15 protein-coding genes are annotated in these 13,973 nt (G+C 38.4%); 12 read left to right on the forward strand and 3 right to left on the reverse strand.

Annotated elements, in window-relative coordinates:
* Positions 1-3: 3 nt before the first annotated feature.
* From VSAL_RS08350 to VSAL_RS08390, 9 genes are all read left to right on the forward strand, one after another.
* The gene (locus VSAL_RS08350) at positions 4-2,379 is read left to right on the forward strand and encodes a heavy metal translocating P-type ATPase (RefSeq protein ID WP_012550218.1); all 2,376 of its coding nucleotides are present in this window, start codon (positions 4-6) and stop codon (positions 2,377-2,379) included.
* The gene (ccoS, locus tag VSAL_RS08355; RefSeq protein ID WP_012550219.1) at positions 2,372-2,542 is read left to right on the forward strand and encodes a cbb3-type cytochrome oxidase assembly protein CcoS; all 171 of its coding nucleotides are present in this window, start codon (positions 2,372-2,374) and stop codon (positions 2,540-2,542) included. Before VSAL_RS08350 ends, ccoS begins: the two co-directional genes overlap by 8 nt.
* Positions 2,532-3,206: a sulfite exporter TauE/SafE family protein gene (locus tag VSAL_RS08360; protein ID WP_012550220.1), complete on the forward strand. Its 675-nt coding sequence runs from the start codon at positions 2,532-2,534 to the stop codon at positions 3,204-3,206. The genes ccoS and VSAL_RS08360 overlap by 11 nt, the downstream gene beginning before the upstream one ends.
* 96 nt (positions 3,207-3,302) lie before the next feature.
* Positions 3,303-4,055 (forward strand): FNR family transcription factor, encoded by a 753-nt coding sequence (locus VSAL_RS08365; protein ID WP_012550221.1) that lies wholly within the window; start codon positions 3,303-3,305, stop codon positions 4,053-4,055.
* A 152-nt stretch (positions 4,056-4,207) separates the two neighbouring features.
* Positions 4,208-5,152, forward strand: coding sequence for a universal stress protein UspE (uspE, locus tag VSAL_RS08370; RefSeq protein WP_012550222.1), 945 nt, complete (start codon positions 4,208-4,210; stop codon positions 5,150-5,152).
* 156 nt (positions 5,153-5,308) lie between these two features.
* Positions 5,309-6,232, forward strand: a complete 924-nt coding sequence (gene ttcA / locus VSAL_RS08375; RefSeq protein WP_012550223.1) for a tRNA 2-thiocytidine(32) synthetase TtcA — start codon at positions 5,309-5,311, stop codon at positions 6,230-6,232.
* Positions 6,233-6,388: 156 nt separating this feature from the next.
* Positions 6,389-6,703: an IS66 family insertion sequence element accessory protein TnpA gene (gene tnpA, locus VSAL_RS08380; protein WP_012548925.1), complete on the forward strand. Its 315-nt coding sequence runs from the start codon at positions 6,389-6,391 to the stop codon at positions 6,701-6,703.
* Entirely contained in the window at positions 6,700-7,047 is a 348-nt protein-coding gene (gene tnpB / locus VSAL_RS08385; protein ID WP_012548924.1) for an IS66 family insertion sequence element accessory protein TnpB, read from the forward strand. The genes tnpA and tnpB overlap by 4 nt, the downstream gene beginning before the upstream one ends.
* Before the next feature lie 71 nt (positions 7,048-7,118).
* On the forward strand, positions 7,119-8,606 hold the full coding sequence (locus VSAL_RS08390) for an IS66-like element ISVsa2 family transposase (RefSeq protein WP_012549008.1): 1,488 nt from the start codon (positions 7,119-7,121) through the stop codon (positions 8,604-8,606).
* 23 nt (positions 8,607-8,629) lie between these two features.
* Here VSAL_RS08390 and VSAL_RS08395 read toward each other — a convergent pair whose 3' ends face one another.
* The 3 genes from VSAL_RS08395 to VSAL_RS08405 are packed head-to-tail and all read right to left on the reverse strand — an operon-like array spanning position 8,630 to position 10,839.
* Entirely contained in the window at positions 8,630-9,283 is a 654-nt protein-coding gene (locus VSAL_RS08395; protein ID WP_012550224.1) for a DUF2987 domain-containing protein, read from the reverse strand.
* A 1-nt stretch (position 9,284) separates the two neighbouring features.
* On the reverse strand, positions 9,285-10,022 hold the full coding sequence (locus tag VSAL_RS08400; RefSeq protein WP_012550225.1) for a glucosaminidase domain-containing protein: 738 nt from the start codon (positions 10,020-10,022) through the stop codon (positions 9,285-9,287).
* 7 nt (positions 10,023-10,029) lie between these two features.
* Positions 10,030-10,839: a DUF2189 domain-containing protein gene (locus VSAL_RS08405; RefSeq protein ID WP_012550226.1), complete on the reverse strand. Its 810-nt coding sequence runs from the start codon at positions 10,837-10,839 to the stop codon at positions 10,030-10,032.
* A gap of 336 nt (positions 10,840-11,175) precedes the next feature.
* Between VSAL_RS08405 and potA the strand changes: the two genes are divergently transcribed.
* From potA to potC, 3 genes are read left to right on the forward strand one after another with little or no spacing between them, the layout of a single operon-like run.
* Positions 11,176-12,294: a spermidine/putrescine ABC transporter ATP-binding protein PotA gene (gene potA / locus VSAL_RS08410; RefSeq protein WP_012550227.1), complete on the forward strand. Its 1,119-nt coding sequence runs from the start codon at positions 11,176-11,178 to the stop codon at positions 12,292-12,294.
* Positions 12,278-13,135 (forward strand): spermidine/putrescine ABC transporter permease PotB, encoded by an 858-nt coding sequence (gene potB, locus VSAL_RS08415; RefSeq protein ID WP_012550228.1) that lies wholly within the window; start codon positions 12,278-12,280, stop codon positions 13,133-13,135. The genes potA and potB overlap by 17 nt, the downstream gene beginning before the upstream one ends.
* Positions 13,135-13,905 carry a spermidine/putrescine ABC transporter permease PotC gene (potC, locus tag VSAL_RS08420; RefSeq protein ID WP_012550229.1) on the forward strand — a complete coding sequence of 257 codons (771 nt, stop codon included), beginning with the start codon at positions 13,135-13,137 and terminating at the stop codon, positions 13,903-13,905. Before potB ends, potC begins: the two co-directional genes overlap by 1 nt.
* Positions 13,906-13,973: the final 68 nt, after the last annotated feature.

Genomic DNA, 13,973 nt, shown 5'->3' on the forward strand with positions numbered 1-13,973 from the left:
CATATGTCAAAGGATTGTTACCATTGCAATGAGCCTGTTCCTATAGGCTCTTCTTTTCAAGTTGATATATTAGGTCAAAAGCGAGATATGTGTTGCCTAGGCTGTGAATCAGTAGCGCAAACAATCATCGATAATGGCTTATCTTCTTATTATCAATATCGTACTGCACCGGCAGATAAAGCCAATTTAGTCCCAGATCAATTAAAAGCACTTGAGCATTATGATCACAAAGAAATTCAAAAAGAATTCGTAAGAACAACTGAAAACAACAAGGAAGTGACACTGTCACTTGATGGTGTATCTTGCGCCGCTTGTGCTTGGTTGATTGAAAAACAATTAGCGAAAGCAAAAGGAATTCATCAAATAACCGTTAATACGTCAACTCATCGAGCATTATTAAGTTGGGATCCGAAAGAAACAGAATTAAGCACACTATTAACGTTAATCCACCAATTGGGTTATAAGGCGGCGCCATTTGAAGCCGATAAACAAGAAGAAGAATACCATCGCTCAATGAAACAATACCTGTATCGTTTAGGTATTGCAGGATTAGCTACCATGCAGGTGATGATGCTCGCTGTCGCGCTGTATCTCGAAGTTTTTGGGGACTTAGACCCTGAATTTAGAAACTATTTACGATACGTTAGTTTAGTTTTTGCAACACCAGTTATGCTTTATTCTGCATTGCCTTTCTATATGAATGCATGGCGTAGCCTTAAAGCCCGAACACTTGGGATGGATGTTCCGGTCTCTATTGCGATGTTATTTGCCTACTTTGCCAGTGTTGTCGCGACGGTAACAGAAAAAGGTGAAGTATTTTTTGAATCTGTCGCTATGTTTACTTTTTTCTTGTTGCTTGGTCGATTTCTTGAAATGCGGGCACGACGCAAAGCAGCTGCAATTACAGGGAATCTATTAAAATTAGTCCCAGTCATGGCAACCCTACAATCAGGAAAAAGAGTTCCTGCCAGAACATTAGATATTGATGATATTGTTATTGTTCCTCCAGGTGAGCATTTACCCGCTGATGGCGTAGTAATCTCAGGATGTAGTGCGATTGATGAATCAATGTTTACTGGTGAATCCATGCCTGTAGCTAAGAATGAATCAGACCCTGTTTTTTCTGGCACGATCAATGGTGATGGCAATTTAACGGTTCGAGTAACCAAAACCAAAGCAGATTCATTAATTTCTACCATCGTAAAATTACAAGATGAAGCTCAAATGTCGAAGCCAAAAGTCGCAGAAATTGCAGATTTAATCGCTAGATATTTTGTTGCGGGTATTCTGATTATTTCTGCATTTACTTGGTTCTATTGGCATGAAACAAAACCTGATGATGCCTTTTGGATCATGTTGTCAGTTTTAGTCGCAACCTGTCCGTGTGCACTTTCTTTAGCAACACCAACAGCAATCACTTGTTCTACTTCTCGTCTTGCGCAGCTTGGATTAATGTTACGTCGGGGGCACGTATTAGAAACCCTCTGTAAAGTAAATCGCTTAGTGATTGATAAGACAGGGACCTTGACCGAAGGGAACGTTCAATTAACTCATATACATTGCTTTACCGACGTCACAGAAAAAGAAAGTAAAACGTTAGCCGCAGAGCTTGAGTCTTTTGCAAATCACCCTATTGCTCGTGCTTTCTCTGAATTTAGAGATCCAAATAAAAGTCATTTCGACCGCGTAGAAAATATCATAGGCTCTGGTCTTATTGGTTATTCAGGTAGTGATGAATGGAAGATTGGTCATCACCAATTTACTTGTCCAAAAGCCACATTAGAAAATAAGCAAAATTACCAAGTATGGTTATCTAAAAATAATTGCCCTATTGCGGCTTTTTCTTTAAATGATCCGATTCGAAAAGAAAGTTATGAATTCATTCAATCTCTTCATGCTTTAAACATTAAAATTACCATGTTAACAGGTGATAATAGCTCGGCTGTTGCGAAAGTGGCTAAAGAATTAAATATTGATACCGTTATCTCTGGTGTATCACCAAAAGGGAAATTAGATTATCTAACCTCACTACCAAAAAATGAAGTCTCTCTAATGGTTGGCGATGGTATAAATGATGCCCCTACACTCGCAGGTGCCCACCTTTCCATTGCTATGGGCTCAGGCACTGATGTCGCAAAAGCATCCGCCGATATGATATTGATCGGTGATAACCTCACTCGCTTAATCGAAGCACGAACATTAGCGATTAAAACACGTAAGATTATTCGCGAAAACTTAGCATGGGCATTAGGTTATAATGCCATAATTTTGCCATTAGCCGTTATGGGCCTTGTTGCACCTTATATTGCCGTTGTCGGTATGTCAGCAAGCTCTATTATCGTTGTTTCCAACTCTTTAAGGTTATTGAAAAATGGCTAGTTTGTATTTATTAATTCCTATCGCAATACTGCTTGTCTGTGTTGCTGTTGCTATATTCATTTGGGCGGTAAAAAGTGGTCAATTTGAAGATCTTGACCGTCAAGGATCTCAAATCCTCTTTGATGAAGATATTCAAATAAAGAAAGATGACCATGAACAGTGATTTTATTGGTGCGTTTATTATTGGTTTAATGGGCGCAGGACACTGCATTGGTATGTGCGGAGGAATATCGGCTGTAATATCAATGGGTTCAGATGGTAATAAATACCCTAGATGGTGCTTTATCTTATTATATAACCTTGGAAGAATAAGTTCTTATGGTATTTTCGGGTTTATTGTTGGTGGGATATTTGTATCTATTGCACAAACAAGCTCAAGTTATAGTGCGCTAGTTTACTTGCGGGTGTTTGCTGGCATAATGATGTGTCTGTTAGCGCTATACATCGCTAATTGGTGGAAAGGCATTGTTTACATTGAAGTAATAGGGAAAAAATTATGGCAATTTATCTCCCCTTTAACAAAACCATTATTACCTTTAAAATCCCCTTTCCATGCTATTCCATTTGGATTTTTATGGGGGTGGTTACCTTGTGGATTAGTCTATTCAACACTCACTTGGGCCGCGGTTTCAGGAAGTGCTCTCAATGGCGCATTGGTTATGATGGCATTTGGTTTAGGTACCTTACCTGCCATGTTTCTTGTTGGTATTGGTGCTCAAACCCTAAAAACATGGCTAAATCATAAACTAACCCGAAACGTAGGGGGTTTATTGCTTTTAGCTTATGGACTTCAAACGATATATGTTGCGCTAGATCAACTCCGCTAATTATATTTTTTTTGCATTGTTTTGTATTTATGCTACCACTTTAGGACTGGTTGATGCTAAAATTGACTTATATCAATTATAAGAGCATTGAATGAGATGATGTCAGATAACTCAGCAAACAAACGAATTCAATCAGGTGGGTGTGCTATTCACTGTCAAGATTGCAGTATCAGTCAATTATGTATACCGTTCACATTAAATGAATCGGAATTAGATCAGCTAGATGAAATCATCGAGCGCAAAAAGCCGATTCAAAAAGGCCAAGAACTGTTTAAAGCGGGTGATGAACTAAAATCACTGTATGCAATTCGTTCAGGTACAATCAAGAGCTACACCATTACTGAACAAGGTGATGAGCAAATTACCGCTTTTCATTTAGCGGGTGATTTGGTTGGTTTTGATGCGATTACTGATGCTGAACACCCAAGCTTTGCTCAAGCACTTGAAACATCAATGGTATGTGAAATACCTTATGAAATTTTAGATGACCTTTCAGGTAAAATGCCTAAGCTCCGTCAACAAATTATGCGTTTAATGAGTAATGAAATTAAAGGTGACCAAGAAATGATCCTTCTGCTTTCTAAAAAGAACGCAGAAGAGCGCTTAGCGGCTTTCTTGTTTAACTTATCGACTCGTTTCCACCAACGTGGTTTTTCACCTCGCGAATTCCGTCTTACTATGACTCGTGGTGATATTGGTAACTACCTTGGCCTAACCGTAGAAACAATCAGTCGCCTACTTGGCCGCTTTCAAAAAACAGAAATGTTAACGGTAAAAGGCAAGTATATAACCATAAATGATCATGATGCATTAGCCGAACTTGCAGGTTCAGTTAAAGCAATAAAATAGCCTCTGTTATTTTGAAACACATCTCATAGTGAGGCACTTCTCTTTGAAGTACCTCACTTTTTTATATCTAATTCCCCCCAATACTCTCCCTACCTGCTAAAATTAAATTAACAATTCTATTTATGAATTTGGTTTTTACCAAGGAGGTTATTATGAACCGCTATCGTAAAATACTCGTTGCAGCGATCATTGATCAAGAGAAACAACCCGCTCTTGAACGCGCATTAGATTTAGCAAATAGAAGTACGAAATCGACAGATATTACCCTTTTTTGTACTATCTATGATTTCTCTTATGAAATGACATCCATGCTCTCTCCAGAAGAGCGCACGGCCATGCGTAATGGTGTCGTATCTCAAAAAGTGACGTTTCTTAACTCTCTAGTGTCGTCATACACACTCGCAGAGCATATAACAATAAAAGTAAAAGTCCTTTGGCATAATCGCCCTTATGAAGCCATTATTAATGAAATATTTGACGACAAATACGATATATTAATAAAAGCGACCAGAGAACACGCTAAGTTAGAGACCGTTTTCTTTACTCCGACTGATTGGCATTTATTGCGAAAATCGCCAATTCCAGTTCTACTAGTTAAAGAGCGTTCATGGCCTGAAAATGGCAATATTCTAGCGTCAGTGCATGTCGGTTCTGAAAATCCGACACACATAAAACTTAACGATAAAATGGTTGAAGAAGCACAATATTTCGCTGAAGTATTAAACGCTACGCCTCATTTAGTTAACGCCTATCCATCAACACCACCATCAATTCATGTTGAATTACCTGAATTTGATAGTGTTCATTACAAAGATGCGATACGTGGTTATCACCTAACTGAAATGAAAGCACTAAGACAAAAATACGCTATTCCAGAAGAGCAAACCCATGTTTATGAAGGGCCAACTGAAGATGTCATATCCGAAGTCGAAGATGAGCTGCATGCTGAACTTGTTATTTTAGGAACCACAGGGCGAACAGGTTTGTCCGCTATTTTTATTGGTAACACCGCAGAGAACACACTTGCGTTACTAAATAGTGATATTTTGGCACTGAAACCAGAAGGTTATATTAGCCCTCTTGACCCAAATAACTAACCTTAAAAATAAGCATAACTAGGGCGATATATATCGCCCTTTTCTTTATTTTATACGCAGTAAACCAATAAACTAATTCCCTCCAAACCTCGCTTATTCGTATTCTTTGGGTATAATACCCGCCTTATCCGTTCCATGAGTCGATTAGAGTAAGTAATGAGCGAATTAACCAAAGCGCAGCAACAAAATTTCACTAAGCTTCAGAAAAAAATCCGTCGTAATACAGGTAAAGCTATTGCCGATTACAACATGATTGAAGATGGCGACCGTATTATGGTTTGTCTATCTGGTGGTAAAGACAGCTTTACCATGCTTGATATTCTTATCGGCTTAAAGAAAAGTGCGCCAATCTCATTTGATCTAATCGCTGTAAACCTAGACCAAAAACAACCTGGTTTCCCTACTCATATTTTACCTGAGTACCTAGATACATTAGGGGTTGAATACCGAGTTGTTGAAGAAGATACCTACTCAATTGTTCAAGATAAATTGATTGAAGGTAAAACGACTTGTTCTTTATGTTCACGCTTACGTCGTGGTATTTTGTATCGTACAGCAAAAGAACTGGGGGCAACGAAAATTGCACTTGGTCACCACCGTGATGACATATTAGAAACGATGTTCTTAAACATGTTCTACGGCGGAAAACTGAAAGGCATGCCGCCAAAACTAGTGTCAGATAATGGCGAACACGTCGTGATTCGCCCACTGGCTTATTGTCGTGAAAAAGACATCATTAAATATGCTGACCTAGCTGACTACCCTATTATTCCATGTAATCTTTGTGGCTCTCAACCTAACATGCAACGCCAAAACATTAAGCAAATGCTAAATACATGGGATACACAGTTCCCAGGACGTATTGAATCGATGTTTACAGCAATGCAAAACGTTGTACCAAGTCACCTTGCTGATTTTAATACTTTTGACTTTAAGAGCATTAATCGAGATTCAGGCGTGATCAATGGTGGTGACATTGGTTTTGATAAAGAAGAAATGCCAGTACAGCCCGTTGATATTGATGATGCAGTTACAGAGTTCGACCCATCATTAAAATTAGATATTGTGAACGTACAATAACGTTAAACCTTTGATACAAAAATAAAAAAATGGCGCTACTTTTAAATAAGTAGCGCCATTTTTATTTAAATAAACGTAAGCGTGCGGGGAACTACACCTAACAAATAAAATTCATTATGCGTATCTTACGATCTTTCATTTAACGAGAACGTAATTATGCAAAAAGATAAAAAGAGAACACCAGAGCAATGGCACGCTCTATTTGAATCTCAGCAATCTAGCAAGCTTAGTGCCGCTGAATTTTGTCGTAACCATAATATTCTGCCAAAGACATTTAGTGCACGTAAAGCACGATGGAAACAAAAGATTAACGCTTCTACTTTCTTGAAAGTAGAAGCGTTAACATCAACTATCATCGCCACTCCACAATTACCAGATATTCAACTTTCTATCGGAAAATTGCGATTAACATTGCCAGCTAATACTGAACCTCACTGGATAGGACTCTTATTAAAAGGGTATCAATCATGAATGTATTTACTGATGTTTCCACCATTTATCTTCATCGTGATTTTGTCGATTTTCGCAAGGCCATTAATGGCCTTGTCGTGATTGTTGAGCAAGAAATGCAACTATCACCGTTTAGTGATGCTCTATTTATATTTTGCAATAAGCCTCGTGATAAACTCAAAATATTGTATTGGGATAAAACAGGATTCGCTTTATGGTACAAGCGATTAGATGAAGACCGCTTCAAATGGCCACGAAATATAAATAACGATACGTTAGCATTATCAGAGCAGCAACTGACACTGCTATTACAAGGTTTTGATATCTTAGGACATCAACCGGTACATTATCAAACAACCCTTTAAATAGTTGATTCTCAGTCAAGAATAGGAGGCAACCGATTGATTACCTGTATTATCGTTATATAGTCATCTACATGACTGATAAAATAAAACCACTTCCTGATACCATTGACGAGCTGAAAGCACTTGTGCTTCAGCTTGAAAATAAATATAACCGTCTTCTAGAGCAATTTCGGCTGGCTCAACATCAGCGCTTTGGTAAAAGCAGTGAATCTGACTCGACTCAATTTGATTTATTCAATGAAACAGAAGAAGAAATCATCATTGAAAATGATGACACACAAACGATTACCTACACTCGTCAAAAGCCAAAACGCCAACGCTTACCTGAAGACTTACCGCGTACTGTTATTATCCACGACATAAAAGATAAAACTTGTAAGTGTTGCGGTCTAGAGATGCATGCGATGGGTAAAGACATCAGTGAAAAGTTGGAATTTGTACCAGCTAAAGTGGAAGTTATTCAACATGTTCGTCCTAAATATGCTTGCCGAAATTGTGAAAAAAACAATACTTCAGTAGACATTAAACAAGCCCCAATGCCAGCGTCACCAATCCCTAAAGGGATTGCGACCGCAAGTTTACTTGCTCAAATTATTACGGCTAAATTTCAATACAGTCTTCCACTTTATCGTCAAGAAACGTTATTTCAGCAATGGGGTATCATTATTGGACGGCGAACGATGGCGGATTGGTTAATAAAATGCTCGGTACTATTTACCCCTCTTAATAACGAGTTACATCGTATTTTGCTTGAACAACCCACTCTGCATTGTGATGAAACAACGGTAAATGTGTTGGATGTTGAAAAAGCAAAATGTTATATGTGGGTCTACTGCTCTGGCTATGATTCTCCAGGCTCTGGTGTTTTGCCTGGAATTGTACTTTATGATTATCAATCTAGCAGGCATGGCTACCATCCAGTTAACTTTTTAAAAGGTTATAACGGGTATTTACATACCGATGGTTACCAAGGTTATGAACAAACTGAAGCGATTTTAGTTGGCTGTTGGGCACACGCACGTCGACGATTTATTGAGGCTCAACGTGTTCAAGTAAAAGGGAAAACAGGGAGTGCAGATTGGGTATTGAGTAAAATCCAAAAGCTATACCGGATCGAATCGTTATTAAAAGAGGCTTCCCCTGAAGCCAAGTATGTTGCTAGGCAGACAGAAGCCCGCGATTTACTTAAAGAGCTCCGTGATTGGCTTGATAGCGCAGTTAGTCGAGTATCACCTAAAACAAAATTAGGTGAGGCGATTAGCTATACATTAAATCAATGGGATAAATTAGTTCGTTATATTGATGATGGATTGTTATCTATTGATAACAATCGAGCAGAGCGAGCGGTTAAACCGTTTGTTATCGGCCGGAAAAACTGGTTATTTTCGGGTTCAACGGCTGGTGCAGATTCAAGTGCAATGCTTTACAGCATTGTAGAAACAGCAAAGGCAAACGGATTAATCCCTTACGATTATATTAGGTATTGTCTAGATCGTTTATGTGTTGGATCGCCAGATATCGATTCACTTTTACCTTGGAATGTAAAAGACAAGGTGTAGTTCCCCGCACGCTTACAAATAAACTACTTAACAAGCCAAGGAATCACTTTCAGAGGCACCGCAGGCAAACTGAACGTAACATCATCAGAAAAAGCACTTAACTCTATTGTTGCTTTCCCATCTTTAGTCGCAATAGATGTTCCGTCCGACGCCTTAATTGGTAACGTTACTTTGTCATTAAAAACAAAACTAACACCTTCAACCTTTGGCATAAAGTATTTAGAAAACATGCCACCAATATCAGAAAGCATCGCATCCATTTGAATGGTTAATAAAGACAATTCTTTTGCACTCACCTTTTTTTCAAACGTTTTGTTTGCTAATACTTCCATTGAAATATCGCATTGCTTCCCTTCTTCAGTTTGAATATAAACCAAAGGATTCGCCGATTTAAGATTGGTGTCGAGCGGAAGAGGTAATTCTTGATTTACAGGAATCGTGAATTCTTCATAATGCTCTTCTTTTGCCATCCATGCTTTTGTGATCTGGCATGCTTTACCTGTTTGAGCATCATTAAAGAATAAAGCCATACGTACATCTTCGTGGCCTTCTTTTTGATTCACTTTCAACTGATAATACAATTTACTGTAAGTAAATCGATATTGTTCAGCCTGAGCTGGCAGAGTAAAACACAACAGCGACAATAACGTCGTTGTCACACCAATCCATTTTTTCATTTTATCTCCAATATTGACTATTATGGCGAATCATCGTTTGGATTTCTTCGACATACGCTTCACCGCGCTCAGAATAACGAATTAATCCTTTTGCTAATACTGTCGCTTGTTGCTCATCAGTGAGCGGTTCGGTTGACTTATGCAATTCAAGACGAATAACACGTAATTCTTTATACGCGTTATTGCGATTTACATTCATAAAATAAGCATGTACTGCAGCCTGAGATGAATCGAATTTAGCGACTTCATGTGCAGCACCTTCATTACGTTGATTCGGTACTAAGCCACAGCCTTTACTGTAACACCATTGACCAAAGTAATTGCTTGCTTCACGAGCAAAACGGGAGGTTCCCCATGCTGATTCATTAGCACCTTGGCTTAATACTAACGGCGCAGGGATCAAATCAACCTTAACCAATAGAGAAGAAAGCCATTCAGAAGTCATACCTCCATCAGAAAGATCACTTTTATAAGATTCAGTCAACTCTCCAACTCTCGTCGTTTCCGCCGACGTTAACGATTCTGATTTAGCGACTTTATCCGAAATTCGCTCCAAAAATACACGCTCTTCAGCAACACGTATATTTTCATTCATTACCGCGGGATACATAAAATTAAAGAAGGCTGCTTTTTTTTCTTTCACATCCTTGAATCCCTTAAAATCAGGCACATCTTCTTTGGGTGTACAGGCAACAACCGTTAATAGTGTAATCGCCGAAATTAGAATTTTTTTAATCATTAGAAACTCACGCGTTAAAAATATTATTTTGAACTTGGTGATCTGGGCCGTTGCCCTCATCGTCTTTTTTAACCATCACTTTTAACGTAATACCAAACATATTACGATAAAGAATGCCTTTAATATTGAAGATAAACGGCATCACAACAATTAAACCAACACCATACAACGCAATACCAAAAACAAGAGCCAGCATAATAACAACATGAATAAGCAGCATTGAGCCGAGTTTCTTATTTGTTGCTCTAAAAGAAAGCAGCAACGCTTTTAGTGGCATCACTTTCTTTTCACAGACAAGTAAAATAGCAAAGCCAAATGCCATCGATAAGTACAAAGCCACTAACGGAAGGTAAAGATTAACCATTCCTTGGAATACTTCAGATAAAATAGTGACAAGTGCAACCATTCCAGCAGAAGCAATACCTTTAAATATATATTGCGTAGGACACTTTATTCCCGCGGCATGACTCATCCCCATCAAACTGGCGCCAGCGGTTAATGGAGAAACAATAACTTGAGCACTTAAACCTGCAACAAAAGCGGCATAAGATATTTTAGATGTTAATTCGACTTCTCCTAAAATAGCCTTAAACAAAACAGCAGGATCACCTAACTGAATTTGCAAAGCTAAAAAGAAAATTGCCATGTAAGAAAACGTCAGCAAAAGAATTGCTGGAGAAAAAGTAAAAAAATGTTTAATCGTATTTTTCCAAGCTTCTTGGATAACACTAACAGGGCTTAATTCAACTTCGCCTGATAAGGCTTTTTCGATGCTACCACCAAGGACAAACGTTTTTTCTTTCGGTTGTTCATTCATTTTTGCATACCACAATAAAACATGGCGCGATTATACGGCTTTCACCATCTGAGTGCAGTAGTCATAAAAAAGAAATTAACGATTTATTTGATAATAGCGGAATATCATCAAAAACAATTGTAACAAAACCAACCAAGTTGCTGATCTTTGTCTATAATAAAGCACGAAATATATACAGAATAGTTATGATAATCAGAGTCTTTTAAAAAAATATGACTAATGAAATAAAAAACACTTTGCATATCGTTACTTGGGGTCTATTATGCGCCCGAAATCACATCATACATTCACCACACTAAGAGCGGTATCACTACCCAAGGCGGAGATAAAAAGACATTGAACGTTACACTACAATCCGAAAAAAATGCGGTTATTAAATTAACGGGCATTTCAAAAAGCTTTGATGGAAAAGAAGTTATATCTAAATTTGATTTAGACGTAAATCACGGTGAATTTTTAACGATTCTAGGCCCATCAGGTTGTGGTAAAACCACAGTGTTACGCATGATTGCAGGTTTTGAAACCGCAGATGCAGGAACAATTTTACTGGATTCGAAAGATGTAACGTCTATCCCCGCAGAACAGAGGCATGTGAATACTGTATTCCAAAGCTACGCCCTATTCCCACACATGACGGTATTTGACAACGTTGCGTTTGGTTTACGTATGCAAAATGTGCCAAACAAAGACATCGAATCACGCGTAATGGAAGCATTACAAATGGTGCGTCTAGCACAAATGGCAAATCGTAAACCGCACCAGTTATCAGGTGGTCAACAACAACGTATCGCGATTGCACGTGCTGTTGTGAATAAGCCAAAGGTTCTATTGTTAGATGAATCTTTATCTGCCCTTGATTACAAATTGCGTAAGCAAATGCAGATTGAGCTAAAACAACTACAACGTCAATTGGGTATTACTTTTATTTTTGTAACTCACGATCAAGAAGAAGCCCTTTCTATGTCAGATCGCATCATTGTTATGCGTGACGGTGTTATCGAACAGGACGGCACTCCTCGTGAAATTTACGAAGAACCTAAGAACTTATTCGTTGCTCGCTTCATCGGTGAAATCAATGTGTTCGCCGCTACGGTGCTAGAACGCCTAGATGACAAGCGAATCAGAGCCGAAATCGAAGACACGTCAGCAGTCGTTTATTGTGATCTGGATGTCAACCCAGGCGATAAAGTAAAAGTGCTACTGCGCCCTGAAGATTTGCGACTGGAAGAAATTAAAGAATCAGACACCAAAGGCATCACCGGTTACGTTCGTGAACGTACCTACAAAGGGATGACATTGGACTCTGTTCTTGAATTAGATTCAGGCATGCGTGTCATGATCAGTGAATTCTTTAATGAAGATGACCCAGATGTTGATCACTCTTTAGGTCAAAAAGTAGCAATTACTTGGGTTGAAAGTTGGGAAGTGGTGCTCGCAGATGAACAAGAAGTTTAATCTCCAAAATATCATCATCACCGTTATTGTAACGTGGTTACTGTTGTTCGTGTTCATTCCTAATGTAATGATCATAGGCACAAGTTTCCTTACTCGTGATGAAGCAAATTTAATCGAAATGACGTTTACACTAGATAACTATCTTCGTCTTTTTGATCCTTTGTACGCAAAAGTACTGTGGCATTCATTTTATATGGCCATTGTTGCAACACTACTGTGTTTAGTTGTGGGTTACCCATTTGCTTACATTGTTGCAAAAATGCCAGAAAAATGGCGCCCATTTATGCTGTTTTTAATCATTGTTCCTTTTTGGACTAACTCACTGATCCGTACTTACGGACTTAAAATTGTGTTAGGAACTCAAGGTATTTTGAATAAAGGGTTACTTGCGATGGATATCATTGATAAACCATTACGCATTATGTATTCAGAAACAGCGGTAATGATAGGTTTAGTCTATATCCTATTACCATTTATGATTTTGCCTTTGTACTCTGCAATTGAAAAGCTAGATAATACCTATTTAGAAGCAGCAAAAGATCTTGGCGCAAATAAGCTACAAACACTATTAAAAATAGTTCTGCCATTAACCATGCCAGGGATCATTGGTGGTTGCTTATTAGTTCTACTCCCCGCTCTTGGTATGTTCTATATTTCTGATTTATTAGGCGGCGCGAAAAACCTATTAATCGGTAATGTTATTAAAAGCCAAGTATTAAACGCTCGAGATTGGCCATTTGGTGCAGCGACCAGTATTGCCCTCACCTTGGCAATGGCATTAATGCTGTATGCTTATTATCGAGCTGGCAAGTTATTAAATAAAAAGGCGGATCTAGACTGATGGGACGCGCAATAAAAATCAGCTTTATGAGTTTGGTGTATATATTCCTATACCTACCAATCATCGTTTTGATTGTAAACTCATTTAACGCAAGTAAATTTGGCATGAAATGGGGTGGATTTACCACCAAATGGTATGAAGCGTTAGTCAATAATGACAGCTTAATGCAAGCTGCTTGGCATTCAATTACGATTGCCGTAATTTCAGGCACCGCTGCAACCATTATTGGTAGCTTAACTGCCGTAGCCTTATTTCGTTACCAGTTTAAAGGCAAAAAATTTGTTAACGGTTTATTGTTCATCGTCATGATGTCACCAGATATTGTGATGGCTATTTCACTCTTGGCTATCTTCTTAGTGATTGGATTTGAACTTGGATTTTTTACACTATTAATTTCTCACATTACTTTCTGTCTTCCCTTCGTGGTAGTTACGGTATACAGCCGTTTGAAAGGGTTTGATGTAAAAATGTTAGAAGCAGCACGAGATCTAGGCGCTAGCGAATGGGTTATCTTAAAACAAATTATTTTACCTTTAGCTAAACCTGCGGTGGCTGCTGGCTGGTTATTAAGCTTCACATTGTCACTGGATGACGTGATTATCAGTTCGTTTGTAACAGGACCAACCTATGAGATCTTACCACTGAAAATCTATTCAATGGTAAAAGTAGGTATTTCACCTGAAGTAAATGCCCTAGCAACCGTCATGTTAATCGTATCACTTGCTTTAGTTGTGCTATCACAAGTGCTAGCAAGAGAGAAAATAAAGTAACGTTTAATAAATTCAAATACATTGTTTCGTATAAACAATGAAATCTGGAAGACATGCCTTTTGTTCGA

This window comes from Aliivibrio salmonicida LFI1238, from assembly GCF_000196495.1.
In the GTDB taxonomy this organism is placed as follows: Bacteria; Pseudomonadota; Gammaproteobacteria; order Enterobacterales; family Vibrionaceae; genus Aliivibrio; species Aliivibrio salmonicida.